Here is a 22,875-nt window from a genome sequence, read left to right as displayed (position 1 = left end):
TTGGAGAGACCACAACGCGCTATAGAGGCGAAATCTATAGCGGAGTTTGTGGTCTCTTTTTTCGTTATCAAAGGGAGGAATTACCATGAAATTTTCAAGTAAACAACGTAAAGACGTATTAAACGGAGTAAATAAACAAGAGTTAGATGTGATCGTAATTGGTGGAGGTATTACTGGTTCTGGTATTGCATTAGATGGAGCAACACGCGGGTTATCAACAATTGTGTTTGAAATGCAGGACTTTGCAGCAGGTACATCAAGTCGTTCAACGAAGCTTGTACACGGTGGTCTACGTTATTTAAAACAACTTGAAGTGAAAATGGTAGCAGAGGTGGGTAAAGAGCGTGCGATCGTATATGAGAACGGTCCCCATGTAACAACACCAGAGTGGATGTTACTTCCGTTCCATACAGGCGGTACGTTTGGATCATTTAGTACATCAATTGGTCTTCGTGTATACGACTTCTTAGCAGGTGTAAAACGAAGCGAGCGCAGAAAGATGTTTAACCGTGAAGAAACATTAAACAAAGAGCCTCTTGTAAAAAAAGAAGGATTAAAAGGCGGCGGTTACTACGTAGAATATCGTACAGATGATGCGCGTCTTACAATTGAAGTAATGAAAGAAGCAATTGAGCATGGCGCAAAAGCTGTTAACTATGCAAAAGTAGACAGTTTCTTATATAAAGATGGAAAAGTATGCGGTGTACGTGTAATCGATTTACTAGACGAAGAAGTATACGAAGTTTACGGTAAGAAAATTGTAAACGCAGCTGGCCCTTGGGTAGATACACTTCGTGAAAAAGATAACTCGAAAAAAGGAAAAGTACTTCAGTTATCAAAAGGTGTTCACTTAGTAATTGACCAAAAACGTTTCCCATTAGGTCAAGCGATTTACTTCGATACACCAGATAAACGTATGGTGTTCGCGATTCCTCGCGGCGGAAAAACTTATGTAGGTACAACAGATACGTTCTACGATAAAGACGCAGCTGTACCACAAATGACAACAGAAGATCGCACCTACATCATTAATGCGATTAACTACATGTTCCCAAGCGTGAAAATTACAGAGAAAGACATTGAATCAAGCTGGGCTGGTGTACGTCCGTTAATTTATGAAGAAGGTAAGAGTGCATCTGAAATTTCTCGTAAAGATGAAATTTGGACTTCTGAATCTGGTTTAATTACAATCGCAGGTGGTAAATTAACAGGATACCGCAAAATGGCTGAAATGGTAGTAGACTACGTAACGAACTTACTACAAAAAGAAGGTCATAGCGCATATCCGAAGAGCGACACGAAACATATGCCAATCTCTGGTGGACATGTAGATGGTTCACACGGATTCCCAGCATTCGTTGCGAAAAAAGCTGGCGAAGGTACGAAATATGGTTTAACAACAGCACAAGCAGAAGAATTCGCGAAATTCTACGGTTCTAACGTTGACGTACTATTTGACTTAGCGAAAAAACATAAAGACGAAGCGAAAGAATACAACATGCCGCTTGACGTTCTAATCCCACTTGTATACGCAATGGATTATGAAATGACAGCAAAACCAGTTGACTTCTTCGTACGCCGCAGAGGCGCTGTATTCTTCAACATCCACTGGGTATACGAGTGGAAAGAAGCAGTAATCAACTACATGGCTGCGAAACTAGGCTGGAGCAAAGAAGAACAAATGAAATATACAGCAGAACTAGAAAAAGCATTAACAGACGCTGTAATTCCTGTAGATCAACAAGAACAGGCAGCTGCGTTAGCATAAAATAGAGAACCACCTGAAGGGGAGCCTTTAGGTGGTTCTTTTTTTATGGAATATTCTTCTAACTATATTGCATAACGACATATGTTGTTATACGATGTATATAAGGTGGTGGTATTGTTGGACAAAGAAATCTTGAAGGGAAGTATAGATATTTTATTACTTTCTATCATTGCAAAACGTGATACATATGGATATGAAATAGCTCAAAGTTTAAAGGATGCAAGTGAAGATTTGTATAGTATGGGGCAGGGAACTTTGTATCCTGCTTTAAAGAGATTAGAGAAAAAGGAGTTTCTTGAATCTTATTGGAATGAATCTGAGAATGGGATGAAAAGGAAATTCTATACTATTACAGATAAAGGGAAAAAAGAATTACAGAAGAAAATGAATTCTTGGGAGAGTGTAACAGCATTAATTCAAGCTTGTCAGAAAGGAGTTATTTATGAGTGAATTTGATGAGTATATTAAGTCTATTTTAGCCTATTCAGAACTTAGTGATATTGAACAGGATGAGTTATTTCTAGAAATGTATGATCACTTGAACAGCTTGAAAGAAGAATATATGGAACAAGGTATGAATGAAAAAGAAGCGATTTATAAAGCGATTCAAAGTTTTGGAGAATCAAAAGTTATTGGCGTAGAGATTAATAAATCGGTATACGAAGTTCCTAGACCATTAAAGGTATTATCAAAAATTTTATGTATTCCTTATATAATCATTTGTTTTATTGTCTTTTTAGGAACGTTTATTTCAACTTCTACATTTGACTCTGTTCGCAGTTTGACAGGTGGGACTGTCTATCATCCCATTGAATTTTGGCAGCAATTTTTACATATATCTGATTTAGAAACGTTATTACAACTTTTTGGAATAACACTTTGGCAAGTTAAAGATTTTATTGCACATCCAGGTCCTTGGGGAAACTCAACTTATTGGTTAAGTGTTTTACAACATATAATATTAGTAGTTCCATTTGGATTTTTCGTTCCAGTGCTGATTAATAAAGTGACTAACTATAAGAAAGCTCGTAAGTGGTATGTTATGACCTTTCTTGTTTGGGAGATATTACATTTACTAACTTTGTCTGATGTTTTTGATGTGTGGCGGATTGCTATAAATATGCTCGGTGCGTCGGTAGGATATCTTTTATTTATAAGCATGATACAAATAGATAATAAATTTAGGATAATGCGCAAGAAGATATTTGAAAATTAGCTTGCTATTCTGTAGTTTAAATTATACAAATTTAGTTTGATGGTAATAGAGTATTGCTGAAAACATAGGTGCTATATAGTGAGAGGATTTTTTATATTCGTAATAGGTGTTGTTCCTTGTTTACTCATACTGTTATGAAGCGGGTACATAATCCGTCTTTATTGGTGCTATAAATGATGAGAGCGGCACAGCTGAACTTGAAAAAGTCTAGCTGCGTTAGCGTAAAATAGAGAACTACCTGAAGGGGAGCCCTTTAGGTAGTTTTTCTCTTGACTAAAAATAAATAAAATGTGTTACAATAATGATAGAGTATGTAGTGTGAATTTTGCATAAAATAAAAAAGACAGAAGCCTGAGAAACTTCTGCCTTGTGTAACCTAACTTGCTATTGTGGTGGTAGTAGGTGCGGTTATAAGACAATTACATTAACGTTTTAGCCGAGAACCGCCCTTACCTTTTCCACGAAGCAGGGTGGTTCTCGCTTTTTTGTATACAGAAATTAGCCACGGACCGACGTATCTTCTACCGATGACAACGCCAGCTCCGGTTAGGATACCATACACTAATTTAATTATAAACATCGCGATTATATTATCACCTCCCCCCTTTTTTCAAAATGGAAGAGATGATTGCCACACCTACTAGTTATAGCTTATTAAGTTACATTTTAATTGTATTATGTTTTAAAATAGGGAACAAGATATATGGATGAAAATTCCTGTTTTTAAGCAGAGCATTAGTGTCAGGGGACAAGAAGTAAATAAATATTCATAAAAAACGGTATGGACATTACCATCCGTATTTTTTTATGTATTTATAAAACTTTTCCATACAGTGCGTCGTCTAATATATGGGAAGGAGGAAATGATGTGGATGAATTAACGATAGAAGCGTTTGAAATAGAAGATAAGGAGGACCTTATCGACGAAATAATGAACAAGTATGGACAAGAAGTCCTGCAGCTTGTGTATTCGTATGTGAATAATAAAGAGGTTGCGGAGGATTTAACGCAAGATATATTCGTGAAATGCTATAAATCTCTTCATACATATAAAGGGAATTCGAATTTGAAAACATGGTTATGGAGAATTGCAATCAATCAATGTAAGGACTATTTAAAAAGTTGGTATAACAAAAAAGTTATCGTGACAGAGGATGACTTTACGTATATGGAGAGTCAAAAAGAAAGTGTCGAACAAACAGTTATTCAAAATGCTGAGGATAGTAGGTTGGCTTCTGCGGTAATGAATTTACCGATAAAATATCGAGAAGTCATTTATCTATTTTATTATGAGGAATTATCAATTAAAGAGATTGCTATGGTAATAGACGTAAAGGAAAATACGATAAAAACGAGACTGAAAAAAGCGAAGGAACTTTTGAAGAAAGGATTGGAGGGATAATCAAATGGAAGATCGATTAAAAGGCTTGCGAAAATCAATGGAGAACACAACGTTTAAACATTTGAGTTTTTCTGATCAGCACCAGAAGCAGGTGCGCGAAAAAATTAAGCAATCGTCCGAAAAGGAAGAAGATATCCTTTTAGCAGTGTTGCAACTTCTTATGAATGAAAAAACAGGTTATGAATTGATGCAGTTACTGCGGGGGAGAGGAATTCAAAAATTCGAAGGTGATGAAGGATCTCTATACACTTTATTGCATCGTCTAGAACAGAATCGCTTTATCCAATCTAGCTGGGATCATGCGGGAGCTAAATATTATCAATTAAATGATAAAGGAAACAAGATGCTGCGAAAGGCAGAGAAGAATGCTACGAAGGCACGATTTATATTAAAAGGATTAGTACAGGAGTGAGGCGGAATTGAACAAAAAAGGGGAGCGTTTTGTAAGCGAAGTTACGAATCATATTAAATCAAAAGAAGCGAAGAGCTTTGTAGCAACGGAACTAGATTTTCACCTAAAACAGGCGAAGAACACATGGATAGAAAAAGGTTTGAGTGAGGAAGTCGCTGAAAATAAAGCGGTGGAACAAATGGGAAGTCCGATTAAACTAGGGCAAGAACTTAATAAACTTCATAAGCCAAAGGTGGATTGGTTTTTACTTATTTTATTAGTGGCTGCTATGGGGTTAGGTTTTTTACCGGTTTTTGTTTTTGAATATACGAATGAAGTAATGATAAATAAGGTGATATTTATTATTCTCGGTGTTGTAACAGCGATTGGGATGATGTTACTTGATTATCGGAAATTAGAGAGAATGGGATGGTTGTTTTATATAATCGGAGTAGTTGTCCTGTTAATACTATACTGTTTTTCAAACGCTTCAATGATTGGAGAACCGTTAATACAAATCGGTCCAATTGCAATTGACTGTCTAATGGCAGTGCCTTTCTTTTTTCTAGCTTGGGCTTCTTTTTTTAATAATAGTAGGTTAAAGATTATACATCTTGTGGTTTTATATTTATTTTCTTTGTACTTATTTTTGATTGTATCCACCCTTTCGTCAATTTTTATCTATATTACGATGGTATTCGTTATGCTTTGGTGGAGTAAGCTAGGAAAGAAAACGTCGTTGATTATTACGGTTGTACCTATTTGTTTATTTATTATTAAGGTATCCGTATCATGGTCTTCAGGATACCACTTAGATAGACTTTTAGGGTATTTAAATCCTGAGAGTGATGCAGGTGGCGCAGGATTTATGTATATACGATTAAAAGAGGTAATGTCATCAGCAGGTTGGTTTGGTACATATGGAGATATGAAATTCATTCCTGCTCCGGATACTGATTTTGTATTTGCAAGTTTGACTTACTATTATGGGTATTGGCTTGCATTAATTCTTGTCTTCGTTCTTTCTCTTTTTGTAGCAAGATTAATAGTCATCTCTTATAAAATAAATGATCGGTACGGTAAATTGCTACTCGTTGGTGGATTGACTCTTTTTGTATTCCAGTTCATTTATAATGTTGGAATGATACTAGGATTATTGCCGCTTGCTGCTATATCCTTACCTTTTATTAGTTACGGATTAACGCCGACTGTATTTCATGCGCTTATAATGGGGATTGTGCTGAGTGTATATAGGCGTAAGGGTATTTCATTCAGGATTAGAAAGACACCTTGATACTTATATAAGTTGCATATAAAAGAATTCATTATTATGATCAAGTAAAAACGTAAATAGATAGTAGAAGAGGGGTATGATAAATACTCCTCTTTTCGTGTTTAAATAAGTGTACTCTCTTTAACAGAAATACATAATTCAGAACGAGATATCGATTCAGTTAGTTGTTGTAAATAGGAGTATTCTTCCGCATCTTTTTTGGAAGTGTCAGGATCTAATGAAGGTGAGGATAGAAGTACGTCAATCGTAAGAATGTCTGCATCGTGAGAAGTGATGTGATAACCTGCAAATACAGAGCGTTTTATGAAATTTAAGTAAGTGCGTGTTTGCATGCGTATCACTATTTTATGTACAATAAAAGAAAAGCCTCTTATGAGATGGGGAGAGAAAATTTCATGTCCAGCCAACAATTAGTGAATTTACGCATTGATTTTGCTTTTAAACAATTATTTGGCACAAGTGGAAATGAAGATATTTTAATTGCTTTTTTAAATGCGATGTTACAGGATTCTTTAGAATCACCCATTGTTTCGTTACAATTTGCAGATCCACATTTACACAGGGAACATGAAGAAGATAAGTTATCTATCTTAGATATTTCAGCTACATTAGACACAGGAACAAAAGTCAATGTAGAAATACAACTCAATAATAATCATGATATGATTAAACGCAGTTTATATTATTGGGGAAGGCTATACACAGCTCAACTTCAAAAGGGAATGCCATACAGCTCTCTTCATAAAACAATTACAATCAATTTGTTAAATTTCGTTATGTTTCCTGAATACGAGGCATTCCATACAACAGGAGTTTTATGGAATCGACAACAACATAAAATATTGAGTAGTGATATCGAAGTTCACATCGTAGAGATTTCGAAACTTATGCAACAGTGGCGGAATGAACAAGTAAATCCTTGGGAAGATTTGTTTGTTCGTTGGTTATTATTACTTCCGGCAAACGAGGATGAACAACTAACCCAAACATTGGAGGACATTGCGATGAACCAAGATCCGATTTTACAAAAAGCGATGAATAAATGGGAGCGTATGAGTCAAGATTCTTCTTTCCGACAAGCATATGAGGCAAGAGAGAAAGCTTTGATGGATGAAGCCGCAAAGTTCGCTCATGCTCGTAATGAAGGAAAGAAAGAGGGAATTGAAGAAGGTAAGATTCAATTAATTCGTGGAATGCATAAAAATGGAATGCCAATCGAAGATATTGCAAAGTTTACAAATTTACGTTTAGAAGAAATACGAAGCATTTTACAAGTCTAAATGATAAAAAGAACACCTCCATTGAATTTGCATACTTAGTATGCGAATTCGGGAGGTGTTTTAATATGTGTCCCGTTTTCGGGGGGCACTTCCATCATTAAGGTGTTTTCATTATAAGCTCAAAACTCTCCGAATCAGCCCCAAGTATAAAAGGACTAACTTCGCCAACGCTATAAAGTTGCAGTTCATGCATTGCGCGCGTACAAGCAGTGTAGAACAATCTACGAACGCTCTCGTCGCTGTACACATCTTTAGAAGCATCGTAAATAATAACAGCATCAAATTCGATACCTTTTGCTAAGTAAGCAGGGATCACGACAATGCCTTGCTCATACTCGGCTGAGTTACTCTTCACGAGTTTAATATTATCGATATGATTAAGTGCTTCGTATGCAGCTGCGCTTTCAGCTGCAGATTTACATATAATTGCGATCGTATTGTGCTGCTCTTTTTGTAGTTCAGCAACTTTGGCAATAATACGTTCGTGCAGTTCGTTGACATTCGATACTTTCGTCACTGTAGGTTTCTCGCCGTCACGTTCAAAGGCGTGAATGTTCTTGCCTTCCGGTACGAGAGCACGTGTAAATTCAATAATCGGTTTTGTTGAGCGATAGCTACGAGTTAAGTTAATGCCGTTTGTTTCGTCTGGACCGTATAAATTTGTAAGTGTATCGAAATTAACCGTTTCACTCGCATGAGCAAATATCGCTTGGTTAAAGTCGCCGAGTACTGTCATTCTTGCGGCAGGGAAGAGACGTTTTAAAAACTCGAACTGAAACGGAGAATAATCTTGCGCTTCGTCTACGAGTACGTGTTTAATCGATCTGTTCGTTTGGAAGCCTTCAATTAATTCTTTTAAAAGTAAGAATGGCGTCGCATCCTCGTAATATAGTTTTCCTTCATCAAGCATGTTTATTGTTAAGGAGCAAATGTCATCCCACTCTTTCGGTTTTTTCTCAGTAACCCATGATGCATCTGTGAAGAGTTGTTTATATATACCTGTGAAATTGATAAAGCGTAATGTTTGAACGCCTTTACGCAGTGGCTTCAATTTTTTACGGACAATCATACGTCCAAGTACTCTCGTTTCTTTTTCAAAATCATTAAAGGAGTTGTCGTCAAACTCTCCTTTTTTCTGCAAATATTTATAAGCTTTTTGGTATTCATCTTTACTAAGTAATTCAATTTCTTCTTCTACCCAAGGCTTTTTCAGTTCTGCTTTTTCAAGTGCATCTATTTGCTTATTTAGCCAATCCGTTAACTTCTCAATTCGACTATGGAAGCGGAGGGAGGAGTCGGTATTGTAAAATTGTTCTGTAATTTCTTTCGCAGAAACAATCAGTTTTCCTCTAAATTTCATTCCTCTAAATAGCATGCCTGAAGATTCAAGAGATTGTCTGTACGCTCTAATCATCTCGAAAAATTGAGTGGATGCTTTAAATCGGATGCTCGCATTTCTCGTTTTATAGGTAGGGCTATTCGTTTCAGTTAACATATATTCCAATTGCTCATAAGGATCTTCAACTTCAAATGACTTACTTAGTCTATGATTTAAATATTCTTGGAATGTAACTTGCTGCATATTTTCTTCACCGAGTTCAGGTAGTACGTTAGAAACGTAGCTATTGAACATAGAGTTAGGAGAGAAGAGAATAATTTGATCTGCTTTTAGCCATTCGCGATATTTATATAGTAAGTAGGCGATTCGTTGCAGGGCAGCTGACGTTTTACCACTACCAGCAGCTCCTTGCACGATAAGGAGTCGGCCTTCATCGTGACGGATAATTTCATTTTGCTCGCGCTGAATCGTAGCAACGATGCTTTGCATATGTTTGTTCGTGCCTTTTCCAAGCGCTTGTTGCAAGATTTCATCACCAATTGTAAGGCTCGTATCGAACATAGAATCAATCTCGCCATTTTGAATAATGTATTGTAATTTTTTCTCCACATTACCGTGGATTACGCCGCCTGGTGTACTGTATTCAGCAGGTCCTGGTGGATAATCGTAGTACACACTCGAAATAGGTGCGCGCCAGTCATATATAAGGAAGTTTTCTCCGCTTGCATCAGTAAGTGTAGCGACGCCGATATAAATTTGATCCGCGGTAGATTCTCCTTCTTCTTTGAAATCAATTCGTCCGAAATAAGGTGCTTTATGCATACGTCTTAATGCGGCAAGTCGATTAAAGGTGTGCTTATGGGTAATTTGTGTGACAGCTAGTGACTGAGCTTGTTGTCTTAAGTTGATAACTGTTTCAAGATAATCATCGAAAGTATCAGTATTCACTTTCACGTCATCCCAAAAGTGTTTACGAATATTGATTACTTCTGCTCGGCGTCTGCCAGTTTCGTTTTCCAGTTTATCAATTTGCTCCGTAATTGTTTCAATTACGGTATCCAATCTTTTTTGCTCTAGATCAAGTTTTTTGTTCATACGGTAAGCACTCCTTTAAAAGTGAAAAATAGAGGTTGACTGAAGATGTGTTTTGGTGTACAATTAAGATACGGATAAATACGTTCCTTTTGTTTTGTAAAACGTGTTTCTGTTCTAATTTAACATAGTTTTTTCATTTAATCAATGATAATAAGATAAACCTTGGTTCTACGTGGCGTGGATCAAGGTTTTTTTGTGTTTGAAGAGGGAGTCACGCTTGTTGTCGTTTTTTGTCGGTAAGTCGATATATTTCGAAAATCGCTGATATAATTGGAGTTGCGCTGATATATTTTGAAAATCGCCGATATAATTTCATTTACCGAATCTAGATATAACTACCGGGAGAAGAGGGGATAAAAAAGCTTGGGCCGAAGCCCAAGCTTTTTTTACTTCATTATTTCTTTTCGTCTTTCTTAGCGTCAGCTTTTTTCTCTTCGAAAAGATCTTTTAAATCTTTATCGTCAACTTTTACGTCAGCTTTTTTGATTTCTTTCATCATAAGATCGTTCATAAATTGAGCATCTTGTGTTTTTTCTTGAACTAGTGATTTTTTAATATCAGCTTTTGCTTTATCGAAATTTGCATCTGCGTGATTATCAGTTACTTTGATGATATGGTAACCGAATTGTGTTTTTACAGGTTCGCTTACTTCACCTTTTTTCAACTTTTGAGCTGCTTCTTCAAATTCTTTTACCATTTTCCCTGGTCCGAAGAATCCTAAGTCGCCACCTTTTTCTTTTGAACCTGTATCTTCAGAGTATTGTTTTGCTAATTCTTCGAAAGATTTACCTTGAGCAAGTTCATCTTTTACCTTTTTAGCAGTTTCTTCATCTTTTACAAGGATATGACTTGCTTTAATTTCTTTTTTATAATCCTCGAATTTTGCTTTTACATCTTTATCAGTAATCGATTGTTCAACCGCTTTTTCTTGAGCTAATTGAGCACGCACACTATTTTTAATAGTTTCTTCTTTAATACCTTGTTGTTTCATTAGTGTATCGAATTGATCACCGTATTGTTTTTTCATTTCATCGAACTTTTTGTCTACATCTTTGTCTTCAACTTTGTAGTTTTTAATAAGTACTTTTTCCATAACCATGTTGTTTAGTACTTGTTTACCAGCTTGTGTCTTCATTTGATCGTAGAATTCTTCTTTTGTAATGTCACCAGCTTTAGATGTAACAATTTTGTCTGATGATGATGTTCCACATGCTGATAATGCGATTACACTTGTTGCGGCTAAGGCAAGCATAGCTTTCTTCATTCGATAAACACTCCTACTATTATGTATTTTTAATTTATCCTACACCGATGAATTTTCATTCATAAGAGCCCGATTAAGTCTCACTGATACTTTTGCTTTTTTATATTGGTAAAGCGCGCTTAACAGGGCTTACCGTGGCTGAGGATAAAGTTTTGATGAATGTTTTGTTCTATAGTATAAGCAATATGTACAAAATTTAATATATCATATTTCGAACCGTTTTCATATTGATAAAGAAAAATTAACCAGCACGTGTCAGATTTTGAAAGTGTGCCATATTGGGCGCATGCCGCATATACAGAATAGAGGAGGGGATGGGGATGAATTCTCAACTTATTTTATTACTTGTACTGTTTATTTTATTGGTTATTGTAGGTATAATTTGCTTATAGAGGAAAAAAGTGAGGAAGGGGCTTTCCTTCCTCACTTTCCATGAAATATAATTTCTATATAACTAGAAATTAATAAAATTGTTATACATACATTAATAACCCGAAAGACACCGGGCTGGCGGCTCGCAGCTATTTGTTTTCGTTCACACAGTGTATGTGTCATGAAATTCGTGTAAAATATAACAAGAAGTGCGAATGCGACAAAAACAACTGTTATAAGTGTCATGAGGCGAGACCTCCTTTTGGCTAAAATACATATACATATATTGTATCACACGATATTTTGTTCGTGTTACAAAATTCAGAAATAGAAGACTTTGTGTTAGAAAGTGAGGGAGAAAATGGACGTTGTTAGAAGATTAGAACAAGCTGAATACTATGTAGACTTATTATTTAAAATGATTGATGAAGAGAAGTGTCCATTTTATTCTTTGATCATAAAGAAAAAAGCTCGTAAAAAAGATATTGAACGTATATTAAATCTTTGTGAAAAACTGAACGAGCAATATGTAGTGGAGAAAACAGAAGGGCTTCTTTTGTTCGATGCGCTGTTAGATCAATTTGAAAAAGCGCTTCCACATCAGCTCGAAGTACACGAAACTGCGGAAGCGCTAGCAAAACAAGGTTTATTTAAGCCGCTTATGAATGAATTCTTAAGCATGATTGCGAAAAAATAAATAGATTATTTCTTAACTAACTTTTGATCGGATTCTGTAAAGTTCTCTTCAATATCTTCTAATGATTTCTCAAAAATATCGATAAAGTCTTGTCCGTAAATGTTACGCAGGATTGCAATCAGTTCGATATTTTCTGGGAACTTCCCATAAAAATTACGAAGTGCAAGAGCCCCATTAAACACTGAATTATTTTCAGGGTCATACTCTTCCATTAAGCGAAGTAGTAATTCTTCCCCTTTGTCTGTAATTTCAATGTACGTATTTCGTTTATCATCTTCCTTTTTCGAGAATACAAGATAGCCGCGTTCTTCCAGCTTTTTCGAGAAGTTAAACGCTGTTGATACGTGCATAACTCCAAACTTAGCAATCTCAGAAATAGAAGCCCCTTTTAAATGATAAGCGATTGTTAAAATATGATGTTCATTAATATTTAAATCGTAAGGTTTAATCCACTGCTGCCAATCTTTCTCTACACATTTCCATAACGCTTTCGATAATTGAGCAATGCGTTGGCTGAAAATCATCGCTTCTTTTACCGAGTAATCTTTTTCTCCACTTTTCATTTACTCACCCACTTTAACATTCTTTTTTCATTACTATCTATTATGCCAGTAAAATAAAAATTAATAAAGTCTTTTTGTGAGAATTGTGAAAATTTTTCGGAAAAATGACATTCTATACAAATCATGCATAACTATGGAAGCGTTTTATGAGTCGTGAATACATACGTTGTCCTTACATGTTAAGTGATAACATATATTGTAAATGCATAAAAACACGGCATATCTATACGATATGCCGTGTCAAGGTCAATTTATATAAAAAATATTTGTTATATGCAAAAAACTAAGCAGGAATTTGTTTACGCTTTTTCTGGAACAGCTTCTTGTAGTTTCTCAATTGACTTTTGGATGTCCAAAATTTCTTTCTCAATATGGCGCTTGTTTTGAGAAATATCTTGCTTCCAGTTAGAAAGCGTGTCTTGCATGTCATCTTTTAATTCTTGAAACACTTCTTTACCTTCTGAAGCAGTTTCAACAATTTGACGCTTTAATAATTTCGTATCAGCTGTAATATCAGCTAAAGTCTTTTTAATATCATTTCCTTTTTCTTTTAACTTGCCACGCATGTCTTTACCAGAAGAAGGAGTTGAGAAAAGAACAGCTAGTCCAGCAACTGCTCCGCCGCAAATAACACCTGTAATAAAGGATTTAGCTTTTGACATAAAAGGAGACCTCCTTATTTTTTGTTCGTATTCATGATGGGAAAAATATGCATATCTTTCTTATATGTGCTATGCACAAACAATCATCCCTGAGCATTTTAAGTAAAGAAACAAGCCATGCGGAATTTGATGACTTCAGGGAAGTGGCTTGTTATGTATTACGCCTTCTTATAGTGTCATTATTTCACACTATTTGCAATTGTACTTGCGATGTTTTGTAAATTTTCCATAGTGTATTCATTTTGATGTGATTTCCAAACAGCACCGAAACCATCTTTTTCACCGTAGCGTGGAATTAAATGAAGGTGGAAGTGGAACACAGTTTGTCCAGCTTTTTCACCGTTATTGTTAAGTAGGTTAAAGCCAACTGGATTAAACTCTGCTTTAATCGCATTTGCGATTTTTGGAACGACAGAAAAAATGTGTGATGCGATTTCTGGCGTTAACGCAAAAATGTCTTGTTTGTGAACTTTCGGAATAACAAGAGTATGTCCTTTTGTTACTTGACTAATATCTAAAAATGCAAGCACATGTTCATCTTCGTATACTTTTGAGCAAGGGATTTGCCCGTCAATGATTTTACAAAAAATACAATTGTCTGCTGTATGATTCATTGATCTCATCCTTTCAAATATCCTTAGCCGTATTTTACCATAATTACATAAGAGAACAAACACGAAAAACAGGAAGCTGACTCAGCTTCCTGTTTTCTGAAGAGGGATTGAAAAAGCATTATCGTAATTTACGTTTCGCAGACACCTCATTTATTTAAGAAATGCACGGTAAATCGGCTAAAGTTTCTGCCGTAGACACCCCATTTTCAAGTGAAATGAATTGCAATCTTTTTTAAAATGAAATTGTTTATTTTTTAAAACAGTATATGCTCTTTCAGAGACACCCCGTTTCGAAAATGAAACAAATGATCTGGTTATGTGTAAATTTCATTGTCCAACTTGGACACCCCATTTCATGATGACTTCACTATGTTGTTGTACTCATCAATTGGTGGTTGCTTTTTCAATGTGTTCCTTCTTCAATAATTATGATGTCCGCTTTCGGAAAAATATATGCTAATAAATTTAAAAATTTTTTTTGAGTACATGGATACTATGTAGTACAGCATAATTTTTGGTAAGATGAATATAGAATGAATACTAATGAAGAAAGTGGTGTCGTATGAGCGAGTTATTGCGTGTAGAAAATGTTACAGGAGGATATACGAAACGACCTGTATTAAAAGACGTTTCGTTCTCTGTTAATAAAGGCGAACTTGTCGGCTTAATCGGTTTAAATGGAGCTGGTAAAAGTACGACGATTAAACATATTATCGGTTTAATGGAACCGAAAAAAGGAACTGTCACAATTAATGGGAAAACAATTCGTGATGATATGACAGCGTACCGTTCTAGCTTTTCATTCATTCCGGAAACGCCAGTATTATATGATGAATTAACGTTAGAAGAGCATTTGAAATTAACAGCTATGGCGTATGGCGTTGATGAAAAACAATATGAAGAACGTGTAGGACAACTACTACAAGAGTTTCGTATGAAAAATCGTTTAAAATGGTTTCCATCTCATTTCTCAAAAGGAATGAAACAAAAAGTAATGATTATGAGCGCATTTTTAGTGGAGCCATCTCTTTACATAGTAGATGAACCTTTCGTTGGATTAGATCCGTTAGCGATTCAATCCCTTCTTCAAATGATGGACCAAATGAAAAAGAGTGGTGCCGGTATTTTAATGAGCACACATATTTTAGCGACGGCAGAGCGTTATTGTGATTCGTTCATTATTTTGCATCAAGGTGAAGTAAGAGCGAAGGGAACGCTATCTGAACTGCAATCACAGTTTAATATGCCAGGTGCAACGTTAGATGATATTTACATCGCGCTAACAAAGGAAGAAGATTATGAATAGCACAGCGTTATGGAAAGAACGATTTCGTCACTTTCTAAAAGAAGTTCGTACATATAGTAAATACGTATTTAATGATCATTTGAAATTTATTTTCGTGTTCATCATCGGTGCGGGAGCGTACTATTACCAGCAATGGTTACAAACGTTAACACCTTCGTTTCCGGCGGCGCTCGTAATGGCAGTATTAATTGGACTCGTGTTAACGGCTGGATCCATTCAAACATTATTAAAAGAAGCGGATCTCGTTTACTTACTGCCAGTTGAAGAAAAGTTAAAACCTTACTTCACAAAGGCATTTCTTTTTACATTTATGATTCAGTTATACATAATCGCAATCGTAGCAGCTGCGCTTGCTCCGTTATACTTCCAACAAATGAAGCAAACAGGAGCTGGCTACATATGGATCGTACTCGCATTTGTCATTGTAAAAGCGTGGAATTTATTTGTAGCGTGGGAAAAGTCATTTTTAACAGATCAAAATATACAAAGGGCTGATTGGTTTATTCGTTTTATCCTAAACGGTTTATTTGTATATTTCCTTGTAGAACGTACTTCAGTTCTTTTCATTGGTGGAATCGTCCTTCTCATGGTGTTATACCTTGCTATCATGCATCAAATGGTCAAAGGAAAGCCACTAAACTGGGAGTATTTAATTTCCGAAGAAGGTAAGAAGATGATGCTACTGTACCGCATTGCGAACATGTTCGTTGATGTACCAGCATTAAAAGAAAGAGTAGCCCGCAGAAAATGGCTAGATTTCATTCTGTCGATGATAGGCGAAAAGCGTACATATTTATACTTATATACGAGAACGTTTTTAAGATCTGGTAATTATTTTGGATTATATGTGCGTCTGCTCGCTCTTGGCGGAGTAATTCTTTACTTCATTCCATTTTTATATGGACGATTTATCGTAAGCCTTATCTTCCTATACTTAATCGGTTATCAGCTATTAACTTTATGGAAACATCATCGCATGAAAATTTGGCTTGATTTGTATCCAGTAGGGGGAGAAGAGAAGAAGAAAGATTTTCTTGCTTTATTAAACGCGATTCTAATCATCGGAAGCGTAATCTTTACAGTTATATTTGCACTAGCAACGAAAGATTTCATGATGACAGGAATTTTACTTATCGTAAGCATATTATTTAGTATCGGTTTCGTTTACCAATACGGGGCGAAGCGCATTGAGCGTTTAAATTGAAAGGAATGAACCTATGATTACATACGAAGAGAAGGTTATAAAAGAATTGGAGCAGTGGAAAGCTACATTCATGAAAGATTCTTCTATGATGACACGGTTCTCCAAAAAAGTGCAGACGAAGGTGCAACAGCTCATTCCGGCGAAAGTACAAAAGGTACTAACAGAGACAATTCGTATGATGGTGCAAACGATTAGCGCCGGGTCAAACTTTATAAAGCCGAAGCTAAAAGAGACGACATGGTCACTGCAAAGACGTGACGATGAAGTTCGTAAAAAAATGGATGAGTACAAAAAAATAGCAGCGGCAGAAGGAGCAGGGACTGGAGCTGGTGGTATTCTCCTCGGTCTTGCTGACTTTCCGCTTTTACTTACAATTAAAATTAAATTTTTATTCGATGCAGCGACATTGTACGGATTTGATACGAGTAAACAAGAAGAGCGTCTTTTTATCCTTCACGTTTTCCAACTTGCCTTTTCAAGTGACGATCACAGAAAAGAAATATGGAAAGCAATCGAAACGTGGGATACAGAAAAAGAAAATCATATGGACTGGGAAAAGTTCCAAACAGAGTACCGAGACTATATTGATTTAGCGAAAATGCTTCAGCTCGTACCAGTAATCGGTGCCCCAGTCGGCGCATATGCGAACTATCAATTACTGCAAAGGCTTGGAGAAGTGACGATGAATTGTTATCGTATGCGATTGCTGAATAGAGATTAAAAACAAGGCGTCCTACATATGTAATGTAGGACGCCTTTTCTTAGAAGCTAAGTCCGATATAGCTAATTCCAGCTATAATCAATACGATAAAAAGTACAATGATTAATGAAAATCCGCTCTTACCAGCTTGTCCCGCTTCACCGCCGCCATTACCACCACTACCGCCATTACCACCAAGTCCCATATGATATCCTCCTTATTCTTATATGTTGCTTTTACTTTATAACTTTCTGTAATTTCCAATAAACACCTTCTAGAACGCTAACTAAATTGAAAATCATTTCGTTTTATTTTATAATTTACTTACCGACCGGTAAGTAAAAACAAGTGAGGTACAGTATGACGAAGAATTTACAAACATCGCAAAACATTGTAGAGGCATCATTTAAACTTATGGCAGAACACGGCATTGAGAAGATGAGTCTTTCCATGATTGCGAAAGAGGTAGGTATTTCAAAACCGGCTATTTATTATCATTTTTCTTCTAAAGAAGCGTTAATCGATTTTTTATTTGAAGAAATTTTCTCTGGATATCATTTCGTGAGTTATTTCGATAAAGAGCAATATACGAAAGAAAACTTTGCAGAAAAGTTAATTGCTGATGGTTTACATATGCTCTCTGAATATGAAGGGCAAGAAGGGATATTACGCGTTATCAATGAATTTATCGTAACTGCATCGCGAAATGAAAAGTATCAGAAACGCTTATTTGAAATACAAGAAGATTTCTTAAATGGTTTCCACGATTTATTGAAGAAAGGCGCAAGACTTGACGTTGTGTCACAACATGAAACGGAAGAAAATGCTCATACGCTAGCACTCGTGATTGATAATATGAGCAACTATATGCTCATGGGATTCCAGTTAAAGTATAAAGAAATTTGGATTCGAAATGTGAAAAACGTCATGAAGGAGGAGTAAAGATGAAAATGCAAAAAAACTGGTGGCTCGGTTTTCTTGGATTTATTGGGGTTTATAAAATACCAGGTATGATTGAAGCTTTTCAAGCGGATGGAAATTGGATGAAGTTAATCGGTTTCATTTGGCTACTTTGGTTCGGATATTTTATTCCTGAGAAGAAAGAAGATTGAATTTCAATTTTCTGTAAAGTTACGTAAAATATAGATTAAGAGTATTCATATATTAGATTACTAGATTTGGAGTGGTTACATGGATCCATTGAAAAATGAAATTCACCCTGACATGGTCAAGGTGTGGAAAGCGCGTTCTTTAATTGAGCTAGGAATCAGTATTATAGTCATTTTGGCATATCTTTTCTTTATGATTAAGTTTAATTGGTGGGCTTGGATTTTCTATGTGCTCATCGGATTAACAATTGTATATACACCGTTTGATTACTTTACGTTTCCGAAACTACGTCAACGTTATTACAGCTACCAACTAAATGAAGAAGAACTTGAAATTCAGCATGGTCTTTTCGTCGTAAAGCGCGTATTAGTACCGATGATTCGTGTGCAGCACGTTACGATTGAACAAGGGCCAATTATGAGAAAATACGGATTAGCAGAATTACACATTTCAACAGCAGCAACTTCTCATAGCATCCCAGGTTTAACGATGTATGAAGCTGAAATGTTGAAAACGAAAATCGCAGAATTAGCGAAAGTGAGTGATGAGGATGTATAAGAGGCAGCATCCAATCACGATGTTATTAGAGTTAAAAATAACAGACTTTATACCACTCATTATTTTTCTTTTTAGCTTAAGGGGAAAGTTTCCATTTTGGTATTTAGTTCCTATTGGTTTTGCGTTGATCACAATTATTTCAGCTATCGTAGGCTGGTATTACAAAGTATACTGGGTCGAAAATAACGTATTACATGTGAAGCAAGGTCTCTTCGTAAAGAAGGAGAGCTACTTAAATAAAGAACGTGTTCAAACGATTAATACAAGTTCTAACGTACTATACCAAATGCTCGGTTTGAAAAAAATTCAGATTGAAACAGCTGGCGGGGGCGATGAAGCAGAAGTTAGCTTAGCTGGAATTACGGTAGAAGAGGCGACGGAGCTTATTACTTTGCTAAATGAGCCAACTCCAGAAGTGAAAGCAGAAAAAACGTTAGACGAAGCAGCAGAAAATACAGTAGAAAAAGCAATTGTTACAGAGGAAAAACAAACGACAGAGTACAAGTTAACGTGGAAAGAGATTTTAATAGCGTCTGTTACATCTGGTCAATTTGGAGTATTGTTCTCTTTAATCTTTTTCGTTTATCACCAAGTAGATGAGTATATTCCGAAATGGATAAAAAATAGTGTGACGTCATATGTAATGGACCACGATATATATGGCTGGATTTACATGGTAGCTATTCTACTTGTTGTTTCTTGGATGATATCTACAATTGGCTACGCGTTAAAACACGGTAACTTCACAGTAAATCGAAAAAATGATGAAGTCCGTATTTCGCAAGGGTTACTGGAGAGAAAAGAACTCGTACTAAAATTGCACCGCATTCAAGGGATTACGATAAAAGAAGGCATTTTACGCCAACCGTTCGGTTATTGTGCTGTGCAAGTAGAAGTCATTCAAAGTGAAGGGAAAGAAGAAAAAGTTACACTGCATCCTATCATTCGAAAAAATCGAGTGCAACAGTTACTCGCGCATTTACAATTACCATACGAACTGAATGCAAATATTACTTCGTTACCAAAAGCAGCATTGCGCCGCTATCTCATTGATAGTTTCATCTTTTTCGCTATGCTCGCAATCCCGCTTACTGGAATAAGCGTATACTTTGAAAAGTATTACATCATGTGGGCATTACTACCGCTCGCAATCCTTATCTTTACACTTGGCTACGCAACATTTAAAACAAATGGCTACAGTGTTAACGGAGAACAAATTACACTTGTCTATCGTAGCGTCGGAAAATATACAGGACTTATTAGAAGAAGACACGTCCAATCAATGGAGAAGACACAATCATATTTTCAGCGCCGTGCGGATTTATGTACGTATAAGTTTTCGAGTGCATCATCTAGTTACAAAATAGAGCATACGAGAGTAGAAGATGCGGAGAGAATGCAGGATTGGTATAAGAAGAAGTTAAGTGAGAATTAACCAGAGAAAGCTTGCCTATTATGAAAGGCAGGCTTTTTTGTTATAGGGAAAAGATTGGTTTAATCCATATATTAGTACAACTACAGTATATGAAAAAAGGTAATTAGCTTCTATTTAAGGGAAATCTATGGGGTTTTTGATATAAATGGTATACTAAAATATAAATAGTATTAGGAGGTTATATATGATAAGTCAGTTGAAAAGAGAAGCACTTGATGCATTAAAAGGAAGATGGGGATTAGCGGTAGGGGCAACCTTATTAATTGGAATCCTTATTGGAGCTGTTGAAATGCTAACAACAGGTATTTTCTCGATATTTTGGGGTTGGGAAGAAGCAAGTGATTCACTTACAGTAAGTATTATAGTAATGCTTGTTATTGGTCCATTAACAATAGGTGCCTATTATCTTGTTTTAAATGCAATTCGTGGGACTGATGCTCGCATTGGTCATATATTTAGATGGTTTAGCGATGGAAGTAAGTTGATAAAGTCGTTTTTAACATATTTACTAATGTATGTATACTTGACTCTATGGACATTACTTCTTATTATTCCAGGTATTATTAAATCATTTTCTTATTCTATGACATATTTTATTTTGAATGATCATCCAGAATATACAGCGAATCAAGCGATTACTGAGAGTCGTCATATGATGAATGGACATAAAATGGATTACTTTTTACTATGCTTAAGTTTCTTAGGTTGGTTCATTTTAAGTATTCTTACTGTAGGAATCGGTTTCTTATGGTTAGCACCTTATTTCTACGCGACATCAGCCGCATTTTATGAAGAGATTTCAAAAGAATATTATAAAAAAGAAGGCACTACTTTCTAATAAAACATATAAACTATCTACCCTAAAGAATGTAGGGAGCAGATAGCAAATGGTTTAGGTGTTTTGATATTTGTCCTATTTTCGGGATTCACTTCAGGATAAGGTATAGATTTTTATATAGAAATGCTTCCCTCTATGTTTTATCATAGAGGGTTATTTTTTTATGTAAAAATGATAGGAAATAATGAATAATATATGTAAAGAAAAAAGCGAGGTGAATGAGAGTGAGCAAATTTTTAATACCGTATTCATTTTCTATATTAAGTTTCTTTATTTCAGCAACAGCACTTGATTTATATGATAGGATGGGAAACGATAGTGAGCTGGTTTCGCCGAACATAATTGGAAAGATAATTCAATCTACTGCGCAAATGGGAGTCCTTACATTGTATTTCGGAGTACCTATTATTTTAGGTGGCTGTCTACTTGGTGAGCTATTGTTTAGAGGTATCATTTTACGATTTAAACTAAGCTATATTATATCTTTATTATTATATCTATTTTTAGCTTTTAGTATTGTTTTCGTAACGGTAGGCATTCCAACTACATATGAAGATTCTAATACATTTTTCATGGGGATAACTATGATTTGTGCTGTTACATTCTTTGTGAGTCGGAATATATGGGAAAACAAGTTAATAATGGAGTGACAAAATGAAATACACCTGTCCATGTTGCGGATATAAAGTTTCACTTTATTGGATCAGTTAGAAAACCGACTAGTGAAGATGTGAAGGATGCTAGTTGGCAGCGAATTTGTTAAGTAGAATGTTATTACTCAATTTAATGGGAGTAATAACATTTTTTATTTAGTACTGAAAGAATTAATGCTGTCTTAAAGTAATAAGAAGGAATAAATCGGTAAATTTTATTAATGGATATATTTTCAATAAATACAAAAGTATAGATGTATAGTCAGCTTTGTATATTTAATGTTATCATATTGAATGATATGGAAATTTTTAATAGAATAAGTAACTAAAAATTCAAAGGTAATGAAGCTTTTGTTGTATAAAGAAAATACTTAGTAGTAATCAACAATATTAAAAATAAGATTCGTATTTATATAAATTTAGTAGAAATGGGGTTTTAAAAAGGAATGAGTATAAGCATAACGCGGCAAAAGATTTTGACGGCCGCTTCTCAAATTGTACAATGTAAAGGGGTTGCTAAATTAACCTTGGAAGCAGTGGCAAAAGAGGCGGGTTTAAGCAAAGGTGGATTATTGTATCACTTTTCAAATAAAGAAGCTTTAATAGAAGGTATGATAGTCCGAGGGGTAGAGGATTATGAAGGGGCCATTTACAATAAAGTAGCGGAAGACTCAGAGAGGAAAGGGAGATGGGTTCGCTCTTTTGTAGAGGAAAGATTAAGTAATGAGAGAAGAACAGAAGAGTTGTCTAGCAGTATGATGGCAGCACTCATGTTAAAACCTGAATTACTTGAGCCATTACAACAATCATTTCAGCAACTGCAAAAGAATATAGAGAATGATGAGATAGATTCAGTTTGTGCAACAATTATTAGATTAGCAGCAGATGGATTATGGTATTCGGAATATTTAGGGGTTGGAAGACTAAGCCCCGAGTTAAGAGAAAAAGTAATTCAAGCTCTTATTAGTAATTCATATAAATAGAATATGCGAACTATATAATTTTAAAAAAATTCACCATTGCTTCTTTAATGTAGTGGTGAATTATTTTTTTTATTAGAAAAATAGAACAATTTTATAGAGTATTGAATTATAACCGTCCAGACGGTATAGTA

General features: G+C 35.5%; 26 protein-coding genes and 1 pseudogene. 18 read left to right on the top strand and 9 right to left on the bottom strand.

All coding sequences use genetic code 11. From position 1 onward, the window contains the following. Positions 1–85 precede the first annotated feature (85 nt). The 3 genes from glpD to ACTFR8_RS18100 all read left to right on the top strand — a co-directional run bounded on the left by glpD (position 86) and on the right by ACTFR8_RS18100 (position 2,984). Positions 86–1,768 carry an aerobic glycerol-3-phosphate dehydrogenase gene (gene glpD / locus ACTFR8_RS18110; protein WP_000672818.1) on the top strand — a complete coding sequence of 561 codons (1,683 nt, stop codon included), beginning with the start codon at positions 86–88 and terminating at the stop codon, positions 1,766–1,768. A gap of 117 nt (positions 1,769–1,885) precedes the next feature. Further along, complete coding sequence (locus tag ACTFR8_RS18105) at positions 1,886–2,218, top strand: PadR family transcriptional regulator (protein WP_000356629.1); 333 nt, start codon at positions 1,886–1,888, stop codon at positions 2,216–2,218. Next, entirely contained in the window at positions 2,211–2,984 is a 774-nt protein-coding gene (locus tag ACTFR8_RS18100; RefSeq protein ID WP_001288383.1) for a VanZ family protein, read from the top strand. The genes ACTFR8_RS18105 and ACTFR8_RS18100 overlap by 8 nt, the downstream gene beginning before the upstream one ends. A 424-nt stretch (positions 2,985–3,408) precedes the next feature. Here ACTFR8_RS18100 and ACTFR8_RS18095 read toward each other — a convergent pair whose 3' ends face one another. Beyond that, a complete protein-coding gene (locus ACTFR8_RS18095; protein ID WP_000469930.1) occupies positions 3,409–3,564 on the bottom strand; it encodes a hypothetical protein in 156 nt (51 codons plus the stop codon). Positions 3,565–3,852: 288 nt separating this feature from the next. Here ACTFR8_RS18095 and ACTFR8_RS18090 point away from each other — a divergent pair, with 288 nt between their 5' ends. From ACTFR8_RS18090 to ACTFR8_RS18080, 3 genes are read left to right on the top strand one after another with little or no spacing between them, the layout of a single operon-like run. Continuing rightward, the gene (locus ACTFR8_RS18090; protein ID WP_048568207.1) at positions 3,853–4,386 is read left to right on the top strand and encodes a sigma-70 family RNA polymerase sigma factor; all 534 of its coding nucleotides are present in this window, start codon (positions 3,853–3,855) and stop codon (positions 4,384–4,386) included. A gap of 4 nt (positions 4,387–4,390) precedes the next feature. After that, a complete protein-coding gene (locus ACTFR8_RS18085) occupies positions 4,391–4,798 on the top strand; it encodes a PadR family transcriptional regulator (RefSeq protein ID WP_000390149.1) in 408 nt (135 codons plus the stop codon). A 7-nt stretch (positions 4,799–4,805) separates the two neighbouring features. Then, positions 4,806–6,071, top strand: a complete 1,266-nt coding sequence (locus ACTFR8_RS18080; RefSeq protein ID WP_001034645.1) for an FtsW/RodA/SpoVE family cell cycle protein — start codon at positions 4,806–4,808, stop codon at positions 6,069–6,071. A 101-nt stretch (positions 6,072–6,172) separates the two neighbouring features. Here the strand turns inward: ACTFR8_RS18080 and ACTFR8_RS18075 are convergent. Then, positions 6,173–6,376: pseudogene (locus tag ACTFR8_RS18075) on the bottom strand (hypothetical protein); the annotation flags it as partial. Between the two features lie 90 nt (positions 6,377–6,466). Between ACTFR8_RS18075 and ACTFR8_RS18070 the strand changes: the two are divergent. Further along, a complete protein-coding gene (locus tag ACTFR8_RS18070) occupies positions 6,467–7,351 on the top strand; it encodes an Rpn family recombination-promoting nuclease/putative transposase (RefSeq protein WP_000098344.1) in 885 nt (294 codons plus the stop codon). 97 nt (positions 7,352–7,448) lie between these two features. Here the strand turns inward: ACTFR8_RS18070 and helD are convergent, their stop codons facing one another. The 3 genes from helD to ACTFR8_RS18055 all read right to left on the bottom strand — a co-directional run bounded on the left by helD (position 7,449) and on the right by ACTFR8_RS18055 (position 11,667). After that, positions 7,449–9,785, bottom strand: coding sequence for an RNA polymerase recycling motor HelD (gene helD / locus ACTFR8_RS18065; protein WP_100619879.1), 2,337 nt, complete (start codon positions 9,783–9,785; stop codon positions 7,449–7,451). Between the two features lie 394 nt (positions 9,786–10,179). Next, positions 10,180–11,049 carry a peptidylprolyl isomerase PrsA gene (gene prsA, locus ACTFR8_RS18060; protein ID WP_000710063.1) on the bottom strand — a complete coding sequence of 290 codons (870 nt, stop codon included), beginning with the start codon at positions 11,047–11,049 and terminating at the stop codon, positions 10,180–10,182. A 423-nt stretch (positions 11,050–11,472) separates the two neighbouring features. Further along, positions 11,473–11,667, bottom strand: a complete 195-nt coding sequence (locus ACTFR8_RS18055; protein WP_000172690.1) for a hypothetical protein — start codon at positions 11,665–11,667, stop codon at positions 11,473–11,475. Between the two features lie 115 nt (positions 11,668–11,782). Between ACTFR8_RS18055 and ACTFR8_RS18050 the strand changes: the two genes are divergently transcribed. Next, positions 11,783–12,118, top strand: coding sequence for a DUF1878 family protein (locus ACTFR8_RS18050; protein WP_000383658.1), 336 nt, complete (start codon positions 11,783–11,785; stop codon positions 12,116–12,118). A 5-nt stretch (positions 12,119–12,123) separates the two neighbouring features. Here the strand turns inward: ACTFR8_RS18050 and ACTFR8_RS18045 are convergent, their stop codons facing one another. The 3 genes from ACTFR8_RS18045 to ACTFR8_RS18035 form a co-directional block, all read right to left on the bottom strand. After that, positions 12,124–12,681 (bottom strand): HTH-type transcriptional regulator Hpr, encoded by a 558-nt coding sequence (locus ACTFR8_RS18045; RefSeq protein WP_000834924.1) that lies wholly within the window; start codon positions 12,679–12,681, stop codon positions 12,124–12,126. Between the two features lie 299 nt (positions 12,682–12,980). Then, positions 12,981–13,343 carry a YtxH domain-containing protein gene (locus ACTFR8_RS18040; RefSeq protein WP_000030302.1) on the bottom strand — a complete coding sequence of 121 codons (363 nt, stop codon included), beginning with the start codon at positions 13,341–13,343 and terminating at the stop codon, positions 12,981–12,983. A gap of 179 nt (positions 13,344–13,522) precedes the next feature. Beyond that, positions 13,523–13,957, bottom strand: a complete 435-nt coding sequence (locus ACTFR8_RS18035; RefSeq protein WP_001016835.1) for an HIT family protein — start codon at positions 13,955–13,957, stop codon at positions 13,523–13,525. Between the two features lie 562 nt (positions 13,958–14,519). Here ACTFR8_RS18035 and ecsA point away from each other — a divergent pair. From ecsA to ecsC, 3 genes are read left to right on the top strand one after another with little or no spacing between them, the layout of a single operon-like run. Beyond that, positions 14,520–15,263 carry an ABC transporter ATP-binding protein EcsA gene (gene ecsA, locus ACTFR8_RS18030; protein WP_001292603.1) on the top strand — a complete coding sequence of 248 codons (744 nt, stop codon included), beginning with the start codon at positions 14,520–14,522 and terminating at the stop codon, positions 15,261–15,263. Beyond that, positions 15,256–16,467, top strand: coding sequence for an ABC transporter permease EcsB (gene ecsB, locus ACTFR8_RS18025; RefSeq protein ID WP_001089102.1), 1,212 nt, complete (start codon positions 15,256–15,258; stop codon positions 16,465–16,467). Before ecsA ends, ecsB begins: the two co-directional genes overlap by 8 nt. A gap of 13 nt (positions 16,468–16,480) precedes the next feature. Next, complete coding sequence (gene ecsC, locus ACTFR8_RS18020) at positions 16,481–17,188, top strand: ecs operon protein EcsC (protein WP_000634142.1); 708 nt, start codon at positions 16,481–16,483, stop codon at positions 17,186–17,188. A 40-nt stretch (positions 17,189–17,228) separates the two neighbouring features. Here the strand turns inward: ecsC and ACTFR8_RS18015 are convergent, their stop codons facing one another. After that, on the bottom strand, positions 17,229–17,372 hold the full coding sequence (locus tag ACTFR8_RS18015; RefSeq protein ID WP_000522758.1) for a YjcZ family sporulation protein: 144 nt from the start codon (positions 17,370–17,372) through the stop codon (positions 17,229–17,231). Between the two features lie 155 nt (positions 17,373–17,527). On the opposite strand from ACTFR8_RS18015, the gene ACTFR8_RS18010 reads away from it, so the two are divergent. The 7 genes from ACTFR8_RS18010 to ACTFR8_RS17980 all read left to right on the top strand — a co-directional run bounded on the left by ACTFR8_RS18010 (position 17,528) and on the right by ACTFR8_RS17980 (position 22,744). Beyond that, entirely contained in the window at positions 17,528–18,109 is a 582-nt protein-coding gene (locus tag ACTFR8_RS18010; protein WP_000164830.1) for a TetR/AcrR family transcriptional regulator, read from the top strand. Between the two features lie 2 nt (positions 18,110–18,111). Beyond that, a complete protein-coding gene (locus ACTFR8_RS18005) occupies positions 18,112–18,279 on the top strand; it encodes a hypothetical protein (RefSeq protein WP_000783813.1) in 168 nt (55 codons plus the stop codon). A gap of 79 nt (positions 18,280–18,358) precedes the next feature. Continuing rightward, positions 18,359–18,835 (top strand): PH domain-containing protein, encoded by a 477-nt coding sequence (locus ACTFR8_RS18000; protein WP_000371346.1) that lies wholly within the window; start codon positions 18,359–18,361, stop codon positions 18,833–18,835. Then, complete coding sequence (locus tag ACTFR8_RS17995; RefSeq protein WP_000278203.1) at positions 18,828–20,270, top strand: PH domain-containing protein; 1,443 nt, start codon at positions 18,828–18,830, stop codon at positions 20,268–20,270. Before ACTFR8_RS18000 ends, ACTFR8_RS17995 begins: the two co-directional genes overlap by 8 nt. Positions 20,271–20,454: 184 nt before the next feature. Next, entirely contained in the window at positions 20,455–21,108 is a 654-nt protein-coding gene (locus ACTFR8_RS17990; RefSeq protein WP_000625397.1) for a DUF975 family protein, read from the top strand. Positions 21,109–21,332: 224 nt separating this feature from the next. Beyond that, positions 21,333–21,758 (top strand): hypothetical protein, encoded by a 426-nt coding sequence (locus tag ACTFR8_RS17985; RefSeq protein ID WP_002098741.1) that lies wholly within the window; start codon positions 21,333–21,335, stop codon positions 21,756–21,758. Positions 21,759–22,207: 449 nt separating this feature from the next. Further along, complete coding sequence (locus ACTFR8_RS17980) at positions 22,208–22,744, top strand: TetR/AcrR family transcriptional regulator (protein ID WP_009327226.1); 537 nt, start codon at positions 22,208–22,210, stop codon at positions 22,742–22,744. The last annotated feature ends 131 nt before the right edge of the window (positions 22,745–22,875 follow it).

Source organism: Bacillus cereus group sp. MYBK15-3, from assembly GCF_051916765.1.
In the GTDB taxonomy this organism is placed as follows: domain Bacteria; phylum Bacillota; class Bacilli; order Bacillales; family Bacillaceae_G; genus Bacillus_A; species Bacillus_A cereus.
Note: the sequence above shows the minus strand (reverse complement) of the source record. Positions and strands in the feature narration are given on the sequence as shown.

Bases quoted from the DNA above. Each gene is read 5' to 3' on its own strand.
- ecsB (WP_001089102.1), top strand. From the start codon at position 15,256: ATGAATAGCACAGCGTTATGGAAAGAACGATTTCGTCACTTTCTAAAA.
- ACTFR8_RS18045 (WP_000834924.1), bottom strand. From the start codon at position 12,681: ATGAAAAGTGGAGAAAAAGATTACTCGGTAAAAGAAGCGATGATTTTC.
- ACTFR8_RS18015 (WP_000522758.1), bottom strand. From the start codon at position 17,372: ATGGGACTTGGTGGTAATGGCGGTAGTGGTGGTAATGGCGGCGGTGAA.
- ecsC (WP_000634142.1), top strand. From the start codon at position 16,481: ATGATTACATACGAAGAGAAGGTTATAAAAGAATTGGAGCAGTGGAAA.
- ACTFR8_RS17990 (WP_000625397.1), top strand. From the start codon at position 20,455: ATGATAAGTCAGTTGAAAAGAGAAGCACTTGATGCATTAAAAGGAAGA.
- ACTFR8_RS18005 (WP_000783813.1), top strand. From the start codon at position 18,112: ATGAAAATGCAAAAAAACTGGTGGCTCGGTTTTCTTGGATTTATTGGG.
- ACTFR8_RS18070 (WP_000098344.1), top strand. From the start codon at position 6,467: ATGTCCAGCCAACAATTAGTGAATTTACGCATTGATTTTGCTTTTAAA.
- ecsA (WP_001292603.1), top strand. From the start codon at position 14,520: ATGAGCGAGTTATTGCGTGTAGAAAATGTTACAGGAGGATATACGAAA.
- ACTFR8_RS18000 (WP_000371346.1), top strand. From the start codon at position 18,359: ATGGATCCATTGAAAAATGAAATTCACCCTGACATGGTCAAGGTGTGG.
- ACTFR8_RS18100 (WP_001288383.1), top strand. From the start codon at position 2,211: ATGAGTGAATTTGATGAGTATATTAAGTCTATTTTAGCCTATTCAGAA.
- ACTFR8_RS18050 (WP_000383658.1), top strand. From the start codon at position 11,783: ATGGACGTTGTTAGAAGATTAGAACAAGCTGAATACTATGTAGACTTA.
- ACTFR8_RS18010 (WP_000164830.1), top strand. From the start codon at position 17,528: ATGACGAAGAATTTACAAACATCGCAAAACATTGTAGAGGCATCATTT.
- ACTFR8_RS18035 (WP_001016835.1), bottom strand. From the start codon at position 13,957: ATGAATCATACAGCAGACAATTGTATTTTTTGTAAAATCATTGACGGG.
- prsA (WP_000710063.1), bottom strand. From the start codon at position 11,049: ATGAAGAAAGCTATGCTTGCCTTAGCCGCAACAAGTGTAATCGCATTA.
- ACTFR8_RS18040 (WP_000030302.1), bottom strand. From the start codon at position 13,343: ATGTCAAAAGCTAAATCCTTTATTACAGGTGTTATTTGCGGCGGAGCA.
- ACTFR8_RS18095 (WP_000469930.1), bottom strand. From the start codon at position 3,564: ATGTTTATAATTAAATTAGTGTATGGTATCCTAACCGGAGCTGGCGTT.
- glpD (WP_000672818.1), top strand. From the start codon at position 86: ATGAAATTTTCAAGTAAACAACGTAAAGACGTATTAAACGGAGTAAAT.
- helD (WP_100619879.1), bottom strand. From the start codon at position 9,785: ATGAACAAAAAACTTGATCTAGAGCAAAAAAGATTGGATACCGTAATT.
- ACTFR8_RS17980 (WP_009327226.1), top strand. From the start codon at position 22,208: ATGAGTATAAGCATAACGCGGCAAAAGATTTTGACGGCCGCTTCTCAA.
- ACTFR8_RS18055 (WP_000172690.1), bottom strand. From the start codon at position 11,667: ATGACACTTATAACAGTTGTTTTTGTCGCATTCGCACTTCTTGTTATA.
- ACTFR8_RS17995 (WP_000278203.1), top strand. From the start codon at position 18,828: ATGTATAAGAGGCAGCATCCAATCACGATGTTATTAGAGTTAAAAATA.
- ACTFR8_RS18085 (WP_000390149.1), top strand. From the start codon at position 4,391: ATGGAAGATCGATTAAAAGGCTTGCGAAAATCAATGGAGAACACAACG.